Genomic DNA, 20,322 nt, shown 5'->3' on the forward strand with positions numbered 1-20,322 from the left:
GAAATCCATTTCATTAGACCAAAACTTCTGTTATCATTAATGCAATTAAGAGATAAGTCATTATTTTATGAAAAGGAATGAATCTTATGAAAACGATTACTATATATGATATAGCAGAGGAAGCGAATGTTTCAGTTTCTACGGTTTCTCGTGTACTAAATGATACTGCCCCTGTAAAAGCAAGCACTAGGGAAAAGATACTGAAAGCTATAGAAAAGCATCAATTTCAGCCCAATGCTCTAGCCAGAAGTCTTCTGAAGAAAGAAACGGGTACGATTGCCATGATTTTACCGGATATCACTAATCCATTTTTTCCTGAGGTGTTCTGGGGGGCAGAGAATGTTGCAAGAAGCAAAGGATATACTTTCTTTCTATGCAATACAGCAGGTGATTACAGTCGTGAATCTGAATATTTGAGTATTCTCCGTGAAAAAAGAGTGGATGGAATCATCTTTTTGGGAGGCAGAATAAATTTATCTAATTGTCCGCCAGAATTGTCTCAGGAAGTGATTGAAATGGCAATGAGAGTTCCGATAGTACTTGTGAACGGAAACCTACCTAAGAGTGGATTGCATCGAATTTATACAGATGAAGCAGAAGGTGCAACTATAGCAACTCAGCATCTAATTGATTTGGGACATCGAGATATTGGATTTATTGGTGGTTTGGATTATACTTCAACAACTTTAGTAAAGGTAAAAGCAATTAAGAAAAAGTTAAAAGAATACGGAATAGATTTGAAAAAAGAATGGATCCAATCAGGTGAGTTTTCAGTGCAAGGTGGTAGAGATTTGATGAATAAAATGCTGAATCAAGTGCGAAGACCTTCGGCTGTTTTATGTGTAAATGATTTTACGGCAATTGGAGCCATCAAAGCAGCATTTGAGCATGGCCTTCGAATTCCTGAAGATATTTCTATTGTCGGATTTGATGATTCACCATTGTCTACGGCTGTTATTCCTGAATTAACAACAATCTCTCAAAATACAAATCAGTTGGGTGAGCTGGCAGTAGAGATGCTAGATCAGATTATTAATGGTAATAACCCCAAGAAACAAATTGTTCTGAAGCCATACTTAGTAATGCGGCAGAGTACGGGGCCATTCAAAAAGATATAAAAGGAAGTATTGACAGTTAAAAAGTGTAGTAATATAATAAACCCACAGCTAATGAAAGCCTTTTCATTAGCTGAGTAGTAGATTAAATGAGACCCGAATTGTAGACGGGTATTTTTTAATCGCATTATGAAACCGATTTCATGAAATCGGTTTCATAATCTTTAATCGAACACAACATTTCTAAAATTTAAGGGAGGTTGAAGGAAATTAAACAGAAAATTGGTATATTGATGGTGCTTATGCTTCTAGTTGTTGGTGTTCTCGCAGGATGTAGTGGTAATAAGGATAATTCACCAAGCAACACAAGTAATGGGGATGTGAAAGCAGATCCCGACAAAAAGGTGAATTTGCAGCTAACGATGTGGGGATCTGAGGAAGACAAGAAGGTTATGCAAACGCGGTTAGACATTGTAAAGAAAACCCATCCCAATATTAATGTTGATGTGCTTCTAGTTGCTGGTGACTATGATCAGAAGGTCCAGACCATGATTGCTGGCGGTACTCCTCCCGACATTATGATGATAGCTGAGAATTATCAAGTATACGCAAGTAAAAATCAAATCATTGCGCTAGATGATTTAATCGCTGCTAACGGTGTAGATATGAAGGAGAGATACTCCGAAGATATCGGTAGCATTATGAGTTATGAAGGTAAATACTATGGTATGGTCGATCGTGCAGGTGCCATGGTTGTATTCTATAACAAAGACATGTTTGACAAAGCTGGTGTTGCTTATCCTTCAAAAGATTGGACGCAGAAAGAGATGCTTGACGCGGCCCAAAAACTAACAGTAAAAGAAGGGGATAAAACGGTTCAATGGGGTTACTATCCTGGTTCTTGGTGGCCTCAATGGATGCAGTTAGTATATCAGAATGGTGGTTCACTATTCGATGAGAATAACAAACCAACATTTGATACCCCAGAGGTTCGTGATGCACTTCAGCTCTTAAATGATATGAGTTTTAAATATGGCACATCGCTAACGCCAGTAGAAATTGCCGATTTAGGTAATATCGGTGCAGATCCATTGTTCGCACAAGGGAAAATTGCAATGGAAACAACAGGTTTCTGGAATATAGGTTCTTTGTCTAAGGTTGAAGGGATAAATTGGGATATCTCTCCAATGTGGGGAGAGACCAATGCTTTCTTTAATGGCTTAACGATAGTGAAGGATTCTAAGCATCATGAAGAAGCATTCAAGGTTATTGAAGCGCTGACTACATTAGAAGCCCAAATTCCAATTATCGAGAGTGGGCAAGATGCTCCAGCTACAAAAGCAGCAATAACAAGTGATCAATTTATAAATGCAGAGTATGGCGGTAAAAAAATTAATATGAATGCATTTAGTGAATCTAAGATTTACAAACAACCACTTAATCCAAAATGGAACGAAATGATGAAAGTTATTGACGACAAGTTGGGAACCTATTTCACGAATAAAGCAACACTCGATGATACGGTCGTGAGTATCCAAAAAGGACTCGATAATCTATACAAATAAGTTGATGAATCATATATTCATTACGTATTACGGCATGGGATTAGCTGTCTGAGGCTGATCCCTGTTTGTCCATAATGATTAACTACTGCTTATGAGTATTGTAGAATCCCTGGAGGTGTATTGATGAAGAAAAGAGAGGGATTATGGTTCTATACATTCATTTCTCCTTGGTTAATTGGTTTTCTAGGTCTGACTTTAGGACCCATTATATTTTCTATTTATATGAGTTTTACAGATTGGGATCTATTTCAATCACCTAACTTTATCGGGATTGAGAATTATAATTCACTATTAACCGCAGATCCGATATTTTGGAAGTCCATTGGTAATACATTTTTTTATGCTCTGATTGCAGTTCCGTTAGGGATGGCAATTTCATTATGGATCGCTTACTTTTTGAATAAAAAGCTACAGGGAATCACCTTTTTCCGAGTGTTGTTTTACTTACCTTCAATCGTACCAGTTGTGGCAACTTCGTTACTATTTGTTCAATTGTTCGCACCTACAGAAGGGATAATTAATCAAATATTAGGTTTGATTGGAATTGAGGGACCTCATTGGTTGCTTGATAGTCAATGGGTAAAACCTGCATTAATCCTCATGTCGTTATGGGGTGTAGGTGGAGGTGTTGTATTACTATTGGCTGGGATGAAGGGAATTCCACCAGAATTTTATGAGTCCGCTGCTATTGATGGAGCTTCAAGCAGACAAAGCTTCTTTAGTATTACGTTTCCGATGCTGACACCTGTTATCTTCTTTAATTTAGTTACGGGTATCATAGGAGCGCTTCAGACATTCGCACAAGTCTTTATCATGACGTCAGGTGGGCCGGATAATGCCAGTCAAATGGTTGTACCGTATCTGTTCCAGAATGCTTTCCGCTTCTACAAGATGGGTTATGCTTCTGCAATAGCATGGATACTTTTCATTATCATCTTGATGTTGACGCTTATTGTGTTCCGTTCGTCGTCATTATGGGTGCATTACGAGGAGGGGAAAGAGAATGGGTAGAATATCCAAGATGGAGAAGAGTATTTCCTATCTAATATTGTGCTTGGTGGGTGTCTTGTTGTTTGTACCCTTCGTATACATGTTATCTATAGCATTTGCGAGTGATGCTACGACAGTAAAAGCGGCGTTTACATTCATTCCACTTGAGTTTACCTTCAACAACATAACAAGAGTTTTTACTGATTATCATATGGGAACGTATTTAAAGAATAGTATCATTATTACATTATGGACAGTTGTTGGTTCTGTTATATCGGCCTCGTTCGTATCGTATGGTTTTGCTCGATTGAAAGCCAAAGGAAGTGGGATTTTATTTGCTGTATTGCTTAGTACAATGATGATCCCAGGTGAAGTCACTATGGTGCCACAATTTATCATTTTCAAAGAGTTAGGATGGATTAATACATTCTTGCCACTCATTGTACCTAGTTTTTTTGCTGGAGCTTTTAATGTATTTCTAATCCGTCAGTTCGTTATGGCTATTCCTAAATCGCTAGATGAAGCAGCAATGATTGATGGCATGGGGTACTTCGGTATATATTCAAAAATTATACTTCCAATGACTTACCCTATACTTTCTGCGATTGCTATATTTTCATTCTCCTATAACTGGGGTAACTTTATGGGTCCGTTAATTTATATCAATGATCCAGAAAAAACGCCGTTAGCACTTGGAGTACAACTGATAAGTACTGCTGCGGGTGGGCAAGTACCACCGTGGAATATGGTAATGGTCGCTTCATTATTTCTGACTCTACCCATGCTTATTGTGTATATATTTGGTCAACGTTTTATATATGAAGCGAATATTAGTGGAGGTAGTGCTGGTATTAAATAGATTCATTGTGAGTTGTCATGCAAATATTCAGGAGTTGAGAATATATGAAAAGACGTGTAAGGGTAGGACTGTTATTGAGTGTAACAGTGATCACTCTTGGAATAATAGGAGGAATAATAATGAATCAATCGCAGTCAGAGACAAATACGTTGAAGTTTCTTGAGTTGGATTCATCAACCATTCATGTACAACCTGAGGATGGATATGATGGCTTTGAGGGTTGGGGGACTTCTCTTGCCTGGTGGGGGCATGTATTAGGGCAATGGACAAATAAAGAGAAGCTAAATGAGGTCATGGATCTGGTGTTTGATCCTAATAAAGGCCTTGGACTTAATATCGTTCGCTACAATATCGGTGGCGGGGAAGATCCCAATATTGAGAATAATACGCTTCGCCCGGGTGGCGATGTTCCTGGCTTTCAGCCTAATGAAGGACAGTGGGATTGGGATGCAGACATAGGACAACGTGCTGTTCTGCTAGCTTCACTACAACGTGGAGTAACGATTGCAGAGGCGTTCTCCAATTCACCACCGTACTGGATGACGAATAGTGGTTCTGTGACAGGAGCAGTCGATGGTGGGAATAATTTGAAGGATGAATATTATGATGCCTTTGCCGATTATTTAACTGAAGTCGTTAAGCAGTATGAGGCAAGATGGGGAGTGACATTTCGGACGTTGAATCCGCTTAATGAACCCGCTTCGAACTGGTGGAAGAAGGGCAATATTCAAGAGGGTAGCCATTTCAGCGTGGATAAACAGATAGAGATCATTAATAAGGTCTCTGAATCACTGCAGTCCAAAGGACTTTCAGGGACAGCGATCAGTGGCCCCGACGAGAATAGTGTAGATGAAACGCTAGAGATGATACATGGTTATGATGAAGCAACAATTCGCAACATTTCCCAAATAAATACACATACGTATAATGGTGCGAACCTTGAGGAACTTCGGAATTGGACAGCAGAAAGAGGATTAAAGCTATGGATGTCTGAGTATGGAACAGGAGGCAGTGAGCCACATAATCATCAGGATATTAGCAGTGTTATGGAATTATCGGAGCGTATTATATACGATTTACGAATTCTTCAACCAGCTGCTTGGGTATATTGGCAAGCCGTTGAAGATGAGAGTGCAAATAATAATTGGGGATTTATTCACTCTGATTTTTTGGGAGAAGAGAGCTATGAGATAACGAAACAATATTATGCGATGGCTAATTTCAGTCGATTTATTCGTCCTGGTAGTCGGATCATACGTACAGATGATGGTCGTACAGTAGCAGCATATGATGCTCAGAAAGAACAGCTTACCATCGTCGTGCGAAATGAGCAGGCGGAGAAAGAACTTATTTATGATTTAACATCGTTTGAGTTCGATAGTGAAAAGGCAGAAATTTATCAGACTTCAGAGACTGACAATTTGACTAGATCAGAATTACCACTTTATAAAAATGGAATGAAGTTGACTGTTGGACATCAATCAGTAACGACAATAGTTATCTCGAATATACAAATTAAAGAGTAGGACAACGAGGAGTGTAGAGAATGCATAGTAAAGAAGAGATTGTACAATATGACTCTAAGAGTTATAGAATCAACGGGAAGCAGGTCTTCCTGAATAGCGGCGCTATCCATTATTTTCGTATGCCAAGAGAAGAATGGCGTGAGGTGCTTGTTAAGGCTAAATTGGCAGGTATGAACTGTGTTGATACTTATTTCGCATGGAATATTCATGAACCTGAAGAGGGTAAATGGAACTTTGAAGGAGATAACGACTGTGGAGATTTTCTCGATTTATGTGCGGAATTGGGACTGTGGGTAATCGCTCGTCCGGGACCCTACATTTGTGCGGAGTGGGATTTCGGTGGATTTCCATGGTGGCTGAATAATAAAAAAGATATTAAATTTCGAACTTATAATAAACCCTATCTAGATTATGTAGATCGTTATTTCGATAAAATGATTCCCATTATAAGTGATCGTCAGGTTACAAATGGTGGGGCAGTTATACTTGTCCAGGTAGAGAATGAATATGGTTATTTAGCTGATGATGAAATTGCAGCCGATTATATGCAACATCTGAGAGAAGGATTGATTCAACGGGGGATTGAGGTACCCTTGATCACCTGTGTAGGTGGTGTAGAAGGAACAATTGAAGGAGCAAACTTCTGGTCGAACGCCGACCAGCATTACGATAATTTACGCACAAAACAACCGGATACACCTAAGATCGTAACTGAATTTTGGACAGGTTGGTTCGAGCATTGGGGAGCGATGTCAGCAACACAGAAGACAGCGGCGCTTTATGAAAAAAGAACGCTGGAGGTACTCCGCGCTGGATACAGCGGAATTAGCCATTATATGTTCTTTGGAGGAACCAATTTTGGCAACTATGGAGGAAGAACGGTTGGTGCAAGTGATATCTTCATGGTGACTTCCTATGATTATGATGCTCCACTGAACGAATACGGGAGAGTTACGGAGAAATATAATGTAGCCAAAAAGCTTGCCTACTTTGTTAAAGCGATCGAGGGACTTCTATTGAATTCAGTGGAAGGTGTATGTGAAGATATTGAGAGTAGACTAAGTAAGGGATTCACAGCACGCTATAGGGAGCAAGAAGACCAGCGAATCTGGTTTGTAGAGAGTGAAAAGGATGAGAGGGAGACGACGTATCTTACATTAGCCAGTGGGAATACAATTCCAGTTACGGTTAAGCCGGGAGCTATCACACCAGTACTTGAGCGAGTAGAGATTGTACCAAATGTACGTTTAACAAGTAATACTTATCTTCTCAGTAATGAAGAGGTTGAAGGGATTCACACTTTGATAATTGCTACTGACAATGGAGAGCGTTCATGGGTCGAATTAGAGTCTGAACAACCGATTCAACTAGACGGTCTTGTATCACAACAGATGGACTTCAGTACTGACGGAAAAAGGCTTACACTGGATAACTATCACTTCAACGAGACACAAGTCATCTCTTTGATCATTGCCAAAAAACAGTTCCAACTCATATTCATAAATGGTGAAATGGCGAAAAATACATGGCGTGTGGATGATCATAAAGGTATCCGCTGGGCACTAGGATATCCAGATATGAATATCTTAGAAGACGGGTCTATTAAAGTCGCCCTAAGCAGAAGTGGGAATGGAGTACTTCATCTAGGCAAATGGGATACTCTTGAAGCATTTAGTGATGGATCTGTAGGCGTATCACCATATGTGCATCTAGATGCACCTGAAGTAAATGTGCTGACAACACAAGTGGCAGAATTATCCCTACGTGCTGGTGGTACAAGTAAAGAGGCACCGATAGGCTTCTCCGAATTAGGACAGCCGTACGGACACATTCTGTATACTTGCGATTTCGAACAAGGAGAAAATGAGAAAAGAACGGTAGTCATCCCGGCGGTTCAAGACACCATTAGAGTCTTTGTGAACGGAAGGAATCAACATTTGATTCGAGAAGTGGGTGCAGTTTGTGTACTCCTAGATCTTGTGCCTAATCAGACAAACCACTTACAATTTCTTGTGCAGAACATGGGGCGGTTGAATTTCTCTCCATATCTTGGTGAAATGAAGGGTATAGCAGGCACTATTTACCTTGATGGGAGTACTGTTGATATACGCGATCAGTGGCAATACGAGAACACAAGTATTCATCTTGGTAAAGTCTGCAAGGTTGAACCGGGAAAGGTGATTCATCGGACATTTACACTTAAGGATCAAGATCGAGCTATACTGGTTGGAGCGATGATCGATAAGCTTAGAATTAATGGGCAACAGATCGTGACTAATGGTATTCAGGATGGGGTCTCATTCCAGACGGCAGATATTTCCTCACACATTAGGGAAGGCGTTAATGAGATTGAAATGTGTTATATGAAATCTCCGATTGATCGTTTGGAACTTATCGCCTATCATTCGAGAAACGAACTTAATGATTGGCATATGCAGGATGTAAGCACACTGGAACGCATTGAAGATCACAACAGGGAAGTCTGTGGAGTACCTTCATGGCATACATTGCAATTTGCAAGATCTACATTGCCGGAATATGTTCATGCTAGACTAAAGCTTCGATTGACGGGGATGAGTAAAGGGATCGTAAAGCTGAATGGGATACACTTAGGCCGCTACTGGCAGATTGGACCGCAGGAGGATTATAAAATACCTATGGCATGGTTACAGGACATGAATAAGCTTGAATTGTTTGATGAAGAGGGTAGAAGTCCTCTACGAGTTCGATTGATATATGATCTTCAGTCTAGTGAGAGATGGATATCGATTTAGTTATCGACTCGCTAGCCGGGGGGTTAATTATAATTCAGTGTGGATGATAATATTGGATTCTTTGAATGTTCCATCTTGAGATATGAGATATTTTTTCTCTATCTCTTTTTTGTTCAGGAGTAGATCATTCATGTAGTTATCAACCTGATGTTTTAAATTTTGTATAATACCCATTTGTACCTTGTGAATTTGATCTTCCATACAGAATGCTGAACAAGATAAGAATCCATTGGAGTAATGATGAGTATCATTGTATATAGTATTGATCTTCTCTTTATAGATTCTTTTTACTGTACCTTCGGTATGTTTGATTTCATAGTATCGATTGGTTTCAATAAGGAGTCTCCAAATATCGACTTTAAATTTAAAATCGTCCTTTAGTAATTGTCCTATTACATGATAAAATCGAACGTTCCTAGTCATGAGGTTGGTTCCTCTCGTTGTAAAGTATAAATAAGATGAAAGTCAACGCTTGTCTATACGATAGTAATTATAGCATAGGTAGGTTTTTATTATTCGTAGAAAGTTATCCAATTTAACAACAAGGTTAGTACATTGTATACTAGTCGATAGTCAAGTAAGTTCGAAACGGATACATACTAAAGAGTTACAGAAGGAGATCAATCACTTGCATCAACTTGCCAAGGTGGATAGTAGACATCAAGAATTAACGGTGTATGAAGCGAATCACTTGTATGGGAAGATTGGAAAATATCGATTCTTACAATTCTCAGATCATGCGGTCCAAGGAGCGATAGATTTGAGGGATCCGAAACGCATCGTGTTGGAGTATCCGAGAGCAATCATACATATCATGGAACGTAATAATCCGTCATTTGATCAAGTATTTGTCATTGGTCATGGTATAGGGACTATTGCTGGACATTATCCAGACAAGCAATTTACGGTAGCCGAAATCGATGAATTAGTAGTGGAATTAAGTAGAGAATATTTTGACTATCAAAGGGATAATATTGTGGTTGGGGATGGGCGAGAGATCCTTAAGAGTCAAGAACGACATCGATTTGATTACATTATTCTCGATGCTTTCACAAAGGATGGAACTCCAGATCATTTAACAACATTGGAATTCTTCGAAATGACGCTAGAGAAACTTAACTCCATGGGATCTATTATCATGAATTTGATGGGTAGAACGAAGAACGATAAACTGATTAACGCTATTTATACGACACTTAGTGAAACATATTCCTATACTAAGGCTTTTTCCTTGCCGAGTAGCGATTTCTCTGAAGTAAAGAATATCATTGTTATCGGAAGTCACGAGCAGATCCATGTCGAACCATATTCTATGGCAGGATTTATTGAAATTCAATTAGGACAAGGGCATATTATCAAAGATAGGATTCAGTATAAAACATAAAAGAAAGGGGAACATTACTGAAGTAGACGCGAAAAAAGAATGGAGTGATACCTAATGGACATCACACTGGGTGCAGATGATGTTATAGAGCGCATCAGGCAACTTCAATCCAATGGCGAGACAGTAAACAAGAAGCAAGTGAAGCAGAACGATCCCGAGTTAATGCGGAGTGCATTATTCTACTTCCCAAGTTGGGATCATGCACTGAAGAACGCAGAGACCATGTAATTGCATGAAGGCATAAAGAAAAGTCGAGTGAAATCAGATTAGTAACTGATTTTCACTCGACTTTTCTTTAATGAAGCACTGCTATAAACCAAACATAACGTTAATTTGCACAATTTCAGCTCGACTGCCTATGCGAATAGGAGGACCCCAAAAGCCAAATCCTGAGGTTACGATAGAGTGGAATTGATGTTTCTGAAGAAGTCCCCAATCGTTCTCAAATAAGCGTTGTGTTATCAGATTGGCAGGTGCGATCTGTCCGTGATGGGTATGACCTGAGACCATAAGATCGATTCCTTGTTGCTGTGCAATATCGAAATCCTTTGGTTGATGATCTAATAGGATCATTGGTTTCGAGAGATCTAGATCTTTCATAATGTCAGAAAGTAGAATTCTGTCGGGGTCACTATGATCTTTCCTACCAATGAGTGTGAAGCGATCGTCGATTGTAATGGATTCATCATATAATACATGAATATTACTTTGTTCGAGGATATCGATGAGCTCCGCCATCGTACCTTCGTACTTGTCGTGATTGCCTAGCGAGGCATATACCCCGTAAGGAGCTTGTATTTTAGCTAGAATTGGTCCTATTCCTTGATCTATATACTGCTCGACCTGATCGTCGAATATATCTCCCGGAAACAACACAATATCTGGATTTAATGCATTAATCTCATCTACCATTCCAGTCGCATGATTCTTCCCAGATAGAACACTGAAATGCATATCGGAAGCCATCACAATCTTCAGTGGTTCGGAGGATGTTGATTTTTTGGCAATGGTAATATCATAGGTACGGATGATAGGACTGAAAGCATTAAATGAACCGTACGAAAGTAGTGAGATCAGTAGAATCAATGTGATGACTCCAGACCATTTTAGGACATGATGTCTAGGAAGCGACGTCAATCGCAGCAACCAGACGGTGATATGTACGAGTGGCAATAGCAGTAATAACAAACTGAATAAAGCTAGCCAATACGAACCAATAATACTGATATATAGATTATTAAATAATCTTGCTAGTATAAATGAGCTAGATAGAAAAATGATAGTAAATATATAGAGGAGTTTAAATTTGAGCGAAAGTGTCGGCTTCATCCACTTCCAGCCACTCCAACCAATATAAAAGACGAGTAATGCATATAATAAAATAAAGATAACACCTATAAGAATGAACATAATAATCTCCTTTCATCTTTTATTATAACAATCGCTGTGCTAGAAGAGAAATGCTGTCTATGTTGACTTGACAATAAACTTTCGAACAGTTATCTTTAAATAGAGATATACAAAATAAAGAATAAGTAATTTAATAAACCTGACTAGTAATCTTATTGTTGTGCGAACTTTAGAGGAGGAAGAATATATGATACACACTTTTGAAAAAGGAACTAATCCTGCTGCACCAACACTACTTCTATTACATGGAACAGGTGGTTCGGAACAGCAGCTGCTACCTGTTGGAAGAATGATATCTCCGGAATCTTCTTTACTCAGTGTTAGAGGGAATATTCTAGAGAATGGCATGCCAAGATTCTTCAAGCGGTTAGCTGAAGGGATCTTCGATGTGGAAGACTTAATCTTTCGTACCAAAGAGTTAAATCAATTCTTAGACCAGACTGCTGAACAATATCAATTCGACCGCAGTAATGTAGTGGCTGTTGGTTACTCTAACGGTGCTAATATTGCAGGAAGTATGCTATTTCATTATGATATGGCGCTAAATGGAGCAATTCTCTTCCATCCGATGGTCCCACTTAGAGGAATAGAATTACCTAATTTATCTGGGAAACCTGTGTTCATTGGGGCGGGCAGTAACGACCCGATTTGTGCTCCTCAGGAAACAGAAGACCTTCAAGAATTGTTACTAGGTGCGGGTGCGGATGTTTCAGTACATTGGGAACATTTTGGACATCAATTAACTCAAAGCGAAATAGAAGCGGCGAAGGTCTGGTTTCAGCAACAGGGAAAATAATAACGTATAACTATGAACCGAGTGATATTGAGGGATCTATCCCTTAGTATCACTCGGTTTTTATGTGTCTAAAGAGAATGTTAAGTTGTGGTTTACTTACGGAATTCGCAAAAAAAAGTGGATTAATAAAGCTTAATGATGCGGTATTTACATGGTGAACTAGCGCAAGTTGTTTGTGGTAAATAGCATCCTAGTTTTCGGTGTGAAATTAGAAACTATAGATTAATATGAAATCAAAGGAAACAACAACAAGCTAAACACCAGAAAGTGAGGAGTTGGAAAGATGTTCAGTCTATCATTCGGCAATGGAATTACTCTTGTTCATTTCGAACAGCAAGTGACTCGAATCTTCGAAGCAAGTGACCATCTAGATTGTCAATACATAAGAAGTTACTTTAAGAAGCAAGGAACAGCTACTGCACAATATATTCAATCTAATTTATCAAATCTATATGACACGGTGGAGGACTTAATCGGACTAGGTAACGGGATAATGGCATTTCATGTTACCTATGCGAGTTATCCATTGTGTAAGAAGTTAACATACGTATTAAAGGAACTAGATGACAGAATTCGGATCGTTTGGTTCGGAGAGATACCATTACGTAATTCTAAAGAAATACTGAAGCAAACGGAAGTTGATGGTTGTGTTATATGGGAACCAGAGCAGACACTTCATTCACTTTTGAATCTTGAAGTAGACAAATGGTGGAAAATACCAGGGGTTTCTAGTAGATCAGAATTGGAGCAGGGGCAGCAAGCTGAGAAGATAATGATTGATAAACAAGATGAAATGATAGATGTAAATGAGTTGGATCAACTACCAGGGTCTTGGGAGGAAACGACTGGGAGACATACAAAGATGGTGTCAGTGAAATGGGCCGATCGTCAAGGGAATCCAGCAAAATCATCCAAAGGGCTCCGTACACATTCACCAGAACGGCTGAAGCGCGATTTAGAACATATAGTTAGGCATACTGTGCATGCACAACCATGCTTTAGCATAGAAGGCTTCAATGAAATAAAAGATCCATTAGCCAAGGAAGAAATGCTGTCTGTTCTAGAAGAAATGAAGCACTTAGTGAGTTATCAAGTAACTATTACAATGGAAGAGTTGAAACTTCCTTTCTTGAGGCGGCTCGCTAAAGCAGGTATGGTTCGATTGAATATCAAAATCCCAATGTCAATCGGTGTGGAATCTTCCTTGAATTATGAACATACGAATTATATGAGAGCTTGGAAGCAATCTGATGAACGCGTGTCTTTCACAGTTACGCTAGTAGAAATGAAGGAAGAGTTTGAGATTGAGGAACCTATCTATACCGCTATGCTACTTCAGAAATGGATAGAGAATGGACTTGTTGAAGTGAATGATATTAGAGCGGAGTCAGAGGTAGCAGATAAGATACTTAATCGAATAGAACTACCCGAACCAATAGCTGAGCTCATATTCGAACAGCTAGTCAACAAATCGGAAAAGGCACAGATTAATGGGTATCTGGCCTATATGACAGGCCATTATCCGCAACAGACTATTGGTGGTGGAGTGAAACATATTGGGTTTACAGATGGAGATTGGCCAGCGAAATTTGCAGATCGTCTAGGGAATCTCACAGGCTTGAATAGTGCCCTTCTATTTGAGGAAAACCAGGTAATTCCAGATGGGAATAAAGATTTGATTTATTATGATCAAGATGGTGTATGGAAGCAAGAGAATTCTAAATTTAATCAGTTAATAGGGGAAGCATCAATGGGCGGATATTATTTGTCCAATGCGCATCAAATGAATCGGTTGGGTGAATATGACTATCAGCTACAGATGAATGATTTTCTACATACGGAACCCATTTATATCCGTCAAATGGATTATTTGCAGGCAGAAGAGCGAGATTTAGCTACTGAGGATAGTGATGTTGAATTCCAAATGTTAGCGATCAATACTGAGAGTGATTTGGAAATTTTCCTACAGGATGTGGAATGGTTCAGTCAATCAGGAACCTTTCTCCACGGATATGAGGTTGAATCTTACCTTGTGGATAGTTGCCGTTGGTCTGGAGACCAGCATTGTCGAGCAAAACATTTACCCAGACTATTTGTAGACGAACATGCACAAGTATCAAGTTGTCGTGGTTGTAGTGCCATCGGTAGTCTTAATGATTCATTAGATAGCTTGCTCACGAAAACAGCTGTGATTACGGAACAGGAGCAGTTACTAAGGGGATGTAGTACTTGTGAGATCAAGAATACTTGTTCCAAATGTACGTTTCTTCCATCTTATATGAATCGTCAGCAATATTGTGACATTCGTAAGAAGCATAAGTTGCTTCATCGTTATATGCAAATGATTCGTTTACTTAAAGGATTACGTCAATATTCACAAGTCTTAAATGGAATTAGTGTTCATGATATACGAGTGTCATTACAGACACGTACACATCTATGGCCTCGATCTCTTAAAGGTAGTGGACAGTCAATCGTAGTGGAAAATGTATTCCTCTTTTTCGCCGGTGATTCCCCAATGATTTATCATGATTTCACTCAGAAAATGTTGGAGCTTAGTGAACCTATGGCTCTTATATTAGAAGCCTTAATTATAGGAGTAGATGAGAGAGAAATTAAGCAAGAACTCATGATGCGTTACTTACTTGATTCTACAAATGCTGCTTCAGTATTTTCGCAGGCTAAAGATTTATTTATAAGAGAAGGTTGTTTGAAAGTGTCCGTAGGTACTATTTGAAAGAGGAATAAATCATTTGGAATAACAACGAGGATGTGATCAAAATGCAGGAGAATTATATCGGTTGGCATTCCAATATTAATTTTAATCATGATCCCAATTTGGATGTGTTGATACGTTTACGGATGAAGATGCTGAAGAGCCTATTTACCCGAATGAATATTGAAGAAACATCTGATAAACATTATTACACCACAGAGAGGTATGGACTGACTACATCTGAAATGGACAACCATCCATTTGTTGTAGAATTGTTGATGGGACTATCCAAACATCAAGAAAAAGTTAAGCCGTTCATCGATTATGAAGCCATGAAGGCATTAAGTAGAGAACAAGATGGACCAGAGGTATATGTTCTTTCGCTGAATCAGACTACCTTCAAGTATGAATTGTTCTACTGTAGTATCAATAAATTTGAGGTAGAACGTGTGAAAGAAGTGAAATTGGAAGTTTGGAAGAAATGCTTTGAGGCTATTCATTTACAAAAAATTGAAACAGGTGTTGTTTTCATTACAGCTAGTATCCCACGTTCTATCAAGTTATTTGGAGAACATAGTTATCGTATTAATCTATTAGAGGGTGGAAGATTAACAGAACGCCTAGCCATGTGCGTATATAGGGATGGTTGGGAGCTTCAACCTCTAATGACATTCAATGATCAGCTAACGAAGGATCTTCTGGAAATTGATGGCCAATATGGTGTCGTAATATCTTGTCTTATCATAGATCGTAAGGAAAACAATGGATAAAACTTGTCGAATATATTAACATGGAGAATATAGGGATTAATTAGGAGGTTATGAAATGGACGGTTTCATGGACAAAATGGAGAAGGAACTACAATCCAGCTTTCAAACCTATTTTATCGAGCCTTACCTCTATGAGCAGGCGCTTGCATGTATAGTGGATAAACATCAGGAATCTATGCTTTTTGGTAAAATGACAGTCTTGCATTATCGGATGTTTGGTGGAGAGGGAGACGATATTTATCGTGCGGCAGCAGCGGTTGAATTAATGATTCTTGGATTAGATATGATCGATGATTTACAAGATCAAGACAATAAGGGAATGGTATGGAACCAACTGGATCCTGCGATCACGCTAAATATAGCTATAGGAATGTTAACTCTTTCGCAGCAAATGTTGCTTACAAGCCCATTTCCCTTAGAATGGAAGCATGAGGCTACCCAAATCATGTGTCAACAGACGCTAACAGCTATTAATGGACAGACGACAGATATTCTAAATGCTATCGACAATGAGGATGATTATATCCACATGGTTGAACAGAAGTCTGCGGCGTTACTTGTATCAGCATGTATGGTGGGTACGATGCTTGCTACAGGCGAGAGTGAGCTGATTCAGTTGGTTAGAAGTTATGCTGAAGAACTTGGTATTGCAGCGCAAATTAAGAATGATATCCGTGATCTAGTCAATTGGGAGAATAAGAATGACTTCCTAAACCGCAAGAAAACACTTCCAACATTGTTTCTACTACAGTCATTATCGGATGAGGATCGTTGGGTACGAGAGTATTTCGAAGGACGGTTGCAGCTTGAAGATGTAATTCATCGCCAAGAGGATGTAGAAATGATCATTGAGAAATCAGGGACATTGCTCTACACATCTGTTCGAATGAGAACTCATTATTATAAGTATCTGGATCTGATTGATAAGCTGAATATGGAACCCTATTGGAAGGAGCAGATGCTTGCTCTAGCAGAATAACTAGGAAGACATATCATAGACGACATCTATCACCGCAATGACACGCAATGGACCGCAATACGAATTGTGGTAAATACGAGGTATAATTTCGTTTCTATTAATAGGACATGCTGATATATTGGAATTAAGAGGAAAACAACTCATATAAACCGAATGGAGGAATTATTATGTTGAAAGAATTAGTTCAAATGCTAGTAAAAGATCAAGGTGCTCGTGTTGCTTTACAAGGTGGTCAACTTCAATTGGCAGGAATCAGCGATGTGGAACATAGAGCTTTAATAGATGTATTGAAGAATGGAAATAAGAATGAACCAATGAAGGCGAATATTTGGTATTAATAACCTACATATAATCTGGAGGCACAGTCATTGTTAAACAAATTAAGAGTAACGGTGTTCGGATTGCTCATCATTGTGCTCACGAGTTACTTGTCATATTCCATATTAAACTATCAGGTTATAGGAGTTACAGTATCGGAAGATGAGATGGGTCAGTATATTGTGACGGAAGTTTCAGAAGAAGATTGGGGATATGGACGTATACTTGTTGGGGATGTCATTACGAAGATTGATAGTCAACCAACTTCTTCTAACTTCACCGTTAGGAAGTACTCTCATATAGAAGCTGCATCCGCTATTCAATTGATTCGGGTAGAACAAGATGGAGCTAAGCAGTTCTCACTTTCTGTAGAAGAGGGAATACCTACAGATAAAGTCATATTTCATTTTGTTCTTCCAATTTCAGCAATGATTCTGCTTTCAGGATTTTCTGTACTAGTGTATTTGAAGAAAAAGGATGATCAAGCTGCCGATTATCTGATTTTGTTCTTTCTATCTATTGGACTAGCTTATTTGAGTGCTTTCTCATCTGGAAGATTGAATCCCGTTGGACAGCTGTCGCTAAGTGTGACGTTCATGCTAGTACCTGTCTTCTTTATGCAATTTATGAATCAGTATTTAAAGAGATACGGGGAATGGTTCGTGTCTAGAGGACTGCTTAAGGTTCTTTATACTAGCATTGCGATAATTTTATTTTACCTTCAAGGTAAGGTATTAACAGGTTATCATCCTATCTATCAATATGCTTCACTTCTTATGATGCTCTTTTTCGTAATTACCAATGTTTATATTGTATATAAACTAATCCGTAAATATATAAACCATCGAAATGATAATCTTCGGTCCTTATTTAAATTTTCTTTAATCGGTCAAGCGGTCGGTTTTTTGCCATTTTTGCTTTTATATGCAATCCCTAGTCTAATGGGAGTCGTATTAGTTCCCGCAGAATTAACGGCGATCTTCTTGCTAGCTATTCCAATCGTGTATATGTATATGTTCATGACCAAGCAGTTGTTCGATGTGGATTTCTTATTGAATCGTTTTTTTTATTATGTCTTGATTGCATTCATTCCAACATTGATTATTACCGGTCTTGCAGTACTCATCATGAGTCATGATAACTATTCCTGGGTGAAATGGGTACAGATGTTCCTTACTGTCTATATGATGATTACACTCTTTTTATTCGGTAAGGAATTTGCGGATATTCGCCTACGACCGAGATTTAATAAAGATTTGTACAATTTTCAAGGAAGCTTAGATCGCTTCTCGAAGCGCATATCGCGTGTCATGAAGCGGGCTGATCTAGAGAAAGTGTTGGAACAAGAGATTCTTTCCATACTGCCAGTGAAACAGATTGCCTTTCTGGAGTTGAATATTGACAAGGAAGGTCATCATTCAAGTGTCAATGCCAACCTAGAGAAAGTGAACCTCGAGTTGATAGAAGCCTTACAAACTTCAACCCAACGATTGAGTATTGGAATGACCCTATCGGTTCCACAGGGGTTATGTATAGTGATTGGTTATAAAAGTTCGACTTATCATGTGCTTTGGATTGATGATAAGGAGAATCAGACAAAGTTTAACGTTGATGAGCTGGGATGGTTAAATACATTAGCTAATTATAGTGCTATCGTTTATGAGAATTTGTACTTAATTGAAGGCTTGTTGTCAGATTTGGAATTGGAAATTCAGAAGCAGAAGGGCGCATCACCTTGGGTACTTCGGCTTATTTTCAATCTATCAGAGAACGAACGACGCCGATTAGCATCAGATCTTCATGACTCTGCACTACAAGATCAATTGATCTGGTATCGGAGGCTGGAAGAAGCTATGAAGTCATCGATTATGCCAAGTGATCTTTATTCAGAGATGGATACAATTCGCGAAGGCTTACTAGATGTGATCCATCAGATTAGAGAGACATGCAATGAGTTGAGACCGCCTCTATTGAAAGAGATGGGGATTATCGAAGCTTTAGAGAGGTTGTTCGAAGAAGCGCAAATGCGCTCGAATTTTGCTATCGACTTTAAGGTCAAGCCTTTCCTAGAAGAGCTGAGCGATGAACAAATCCTCGCCGTATATCGGATGGTACAGGAACTGCTACGTAATGCTAGCAAGCACGCAGGAGCATCATCTGTTCTAATTGAGTTAGAGCAGAATGACGTTATTCGGCTTTATTATAAAGACAATGGTATAGGCATGGATCTAAGAGAGTTCGATAATTCATTCCAGCATATGGGGTTAGCTGGTATTCAGGAGAGAGTACGTAGCTTGGAAGGGGACATTTACTTCCGCTCTGAAGTTGGAGCAGGCTTCGAGGTGCTTATCACGCTACCAATGGAGACTGAGCTTGGACATATACAGATGAGTGAGGGAGGTGACGTAGATGATACGAATCTTGTTAGTTGATGATCATCCTTCTGTTGGTGAAGGAACGAAGAATATGATCGAACAGGATACAGATATGCAAGTAACGGTTATTCTTTCAGGAATAGAGGCATTGGAGATTGTTAAGACTGAGAAATTCGATGTGATGCTCTTTGATTTAAACATGCCAGGGATCAATGGGTTGGAGCTTACGAAAAGAATGATGAATGCGAACCCGGACAGTCGAGTACTGATTTATACAGGGTATGAAATAAGCCCACATTACAATCTACTTAATGATTCGGGAGTATCTGGATTTGTGAACAAGACAGCATCTCGTGAACAATTACTTAACGCAATTCGCTGTGCTCTTAGGGGAGAAGCTGTTATTCCAATTACACTTCTCCGTCAATTACGTCGTAATGAAATTCGAGTGAATCAATCCAGAGATGATAAGACGATAGATGAAGTATCTATCAATGAGCGCGAGCAAGAGATTTTACAGGAAGTATCTAAAGGGAGTAGCAATAAAGATATCGCGACTAAGCTGATCATGAGTCAACGGACGGTGGAGTACAATCTGACACGTATCTTCGAGAAGCTGAATGTTCGTACAAGATCAGAAGCTATTGTTGAAGCGAAACGGTTAAGTCTAATTCATTCAGGTGAATTTGTATAACGATATCTTAGAACATAATTTAATAGTAGAAATGATCACGATTCCTCCTCTAAGGTGGAATTATTTTTTTTGTTGATAATTTTAATGGATTAGATTATTATATAACCAATC

The 20,322-nt window shown here is 38.9% G+C and carries 17 protein-coding genes; 15 read left to right on the forward strand and 2 right to left on the reverse strand.

Annotated features, from left to right (window positions below; all coding sequences use genetic code 11):
• The first annotated feature begins 86 nt into the window (after window positions 1–86).
• From LPB68_RS15235 to LPB68_RS15260, 6 genes are all read left to right on the forward strand, one after another.
• Window positions 87–1,118, forward strand: a complete 1,032-nt coding sequence (locus LPB68_RS15235; protein WP_068656892.1) for a LacI family DNA-binding transcriptional regulator — start codon at window positions 87–89, stop codon at window positions 1,116–1,118.
• Window positions 1,119–1,315: 197 nt separating this feature from the next.
• Entirely contained in the window at window positions 1,316–2,620 is a 1,305-nt protein-coding gene (locus LPB68_RS15240; RefSeq protein WP_232510192.1) for an ABC transporter substrate-binding protein, read from the forward strand.
• Window positions 2,621–2,743: 123 nt separating this feature from the next.
• A complete protein-coding gene (locus tag LPB68_RS15245) occupies window positions 2,744–3,631 on the forward strand; it encodes a carbohydrate ABC transporter permease (RefSeq protein WP_068656890.1) in 888 nt (295 codons plus the stop codon).
• Entirely contained in the window at window positions 3,624–4,469 is an 846-nt protein-coding gene (locus tag LPB68_RS15250) for a carbohydrate ABC transporter permease (RefSeq protein ID WP_068656888.1), read from the forward strand. The genes LPB68_RS15245 and LPB68_RS15250 overlap by 8 nt, the downstream gene beginning before the upstream one ends.
• A gap of 119 nt (window positions 4,470–4,588) precedes the next feature.
• Entirely contained in the window at window positions 4,589–5,995 is a 1,407-nt protein-coding gene (locus LPB68_RS15255) for a glycoside hydrolase family 30 protein (protein ID WP_068656886.1), read from the forward strand.
• 20 nt (window positions 5,996–6,015) lie between these two features.
• The gene (locus LPB68_RS15260) at window positions 6,016–8,769 is read left to right on the forward strand and encodes a glycoside hydrolase family 35 protein (RefSeq protein WP_068656885.1); all 2,754 of its coding nucleotides are present in this window, start codon (window positions 6,016–6,018) and stop codon (window positions 8,767–8,769) included.
• A 27-nt stretch (window positions 8,770–8,796) separates the two neighbouring features.
• Here the strand turns inward: LPB68_RS15260 and LPB68_RS15265 are convergent, their stop codons facing one another.
• Complete coding sequence (locus LPB68_RS15265; RefSeq protein ID WP_068656883.1) at window positions 8,797–9,192, reverse strand: hypothetical protein; 396 nt, start codon at window positions 9,190–9,192, stop codon at window positions 8,797–8,799.
• 205 nt (window positions 9,193–9,397) lie between these two features.
• On the opposite strand from LPB68_RS15265, the gene LPB68_RS15270 reads away from it, so the two are divergent.
• Entirely contained in the window at window positions 9,398–10,153 is a 756-nt protein-coding gene (locus tag LPB68_RS15270; protein ID WP_068656882.1) for a spermidine synthase, read from the forward strand.
• A gap of 54 nt (window positions 10,154–10,207) precedes the next feature.
• On the forward strand, window positions 10,208–10,381 hold the full coding sequence (locus tag LPB68_RS23160) for a hypothetical protein (RefSeq protein ID WP_198402136.1): 174 nt from the start codon (window positions 10,208–10,210) through the stop codon (window positions 10,379–10,381).
• 81 nt (window positions 10,382–10,462) lie between these two features.
• Here LPB68_RS23160 and LPB68_RS15275 read toward each other — a convergent pair whose 3' ends face one another.
• Window positions 10,463–11,563 carry a metallophosphoesterase gene (locus LPB68_RS15275; RefSeq protein WP_068656881.1) on the reverse strand — a complete coding sequence of 367 codons (1,101 nt, stop codon included), beginning with the start codon at window positions 11,561–11,563 and terminating at the stop codon, window positions 10,463–10,465.
• Window positions 11,564–11,750: 187 nt separating this feature from the next.
• Here LPB68_RS15275 and LPB68_RS15280 point away from each other — a divergent pair, with 187 nt between their 5' ends.
• From LPB68_RS15280 to LPB68_RS15305, 7 genes are all read left to right on the forward strand, one after another.
• Window positions 11,751–12,359 carry an alpha/beta hydrolase gene (locus LPB68_RS15280; RefSeq protein ID WP_068656880.1) on the forward strand — a complete coding sequence of 203 codons (609 nt, stop codon included), beginning with the start codon at window positions 11,751–11,753 and terminating at the stop codon, window positions 12,357–12,359.
• 283 nt (window positions 12,360–12,642) lie between these two features.
• Window positions 12,643–15,096 carry a hypothetical protein gene (locus tag LPB68_RS15285; protein ID WP_068656879.1) on the forward strand — a complete coding sequence of 818 codons (2,454 nt, stop codon included), beginning with the start codon at window positions 12,643–12,645 and terminating at the stop codon, window positions 15,094–15,096.
• A 44-nt stretch (window positions 15,097–15,140) separates the two neighbouring features.
• Window positions 15,141–15,845 carry a hypothetical protein gene (locus tag LPB68_RS15290; RefSeq protein WP_068656878.1) on the forward strand — a complete coding sequence of 235 codons (705 nt, stop codon included), beginning with the start codon at window positions 15,141–15,143 and terminating at the stop codon, window positions 15,843–15,845.
• 55 nt (window positions 15,846–15,900) lie between these two features.
• Complete coding sequence (locus LPB68_RS15295) at window positions 15,901–16,824, forward strand: polyprenyl synthetase family protein (protein ID WP_068656876.1); 924 nt, start codon at window positions 15,901–15,903, stop codon at window positions 16,822–16,824.
• 167 nt (window positions 16,825–16,991) lie between these two features.
• Window positions 16,992–17,162, forward strand: a complete 171-nt coding sequence (gene comX / locus LPB68_RS22850) for a competence pheromone ComX (RefSeq protein ID WP_157756170.1) — start codon at window positions 16,992–16,994, stop codon at window positions 17,160–17,162.
• Between the two features lie 30 nt (window positions 17,163–17,192).
• The gene (locus tag LPB68_RS15300; protein WP_068656875.1) at window positions 17,193–19,574 is read left to right on the forward strand and encodes a sensor histidine kinase; all 2,382 of its coding nucleotides are present in this window, start codon (window positions 17,193–17,195) and stop codon (window positions 19,572–19,574) included.
• Window positions 19,552–20,211 carry a response regulator gene (locus LPB68_RS15305; protein WP_068656873.1) on the forward strand — a complete coding sequence of 220 codons (660 nt, stop codon included), beginning with the start codon at window positions 19,552–19,554 and terminating at the stop codon, window positions 20,209–20,211. Before LPB68_RS15300 ends, LPB68_RS15305 begins: the two co-directional genes overlap by 23 nt.
• The last annotated feature ends 111 nt before the right edge of the window (window positions 20,212–20,322 follow it).

It is taken from the genome of Paenibacillus crassostreae (assembly GCF_001857945.1).
Taxonomy (GTDB): domain Bacteria; phylum Bacillota; class Bacilli; order Paenibacillales; family Paenibacillaceae; genus Paenibacillus_AQ; species Paenibacillus_AQ crassostreae.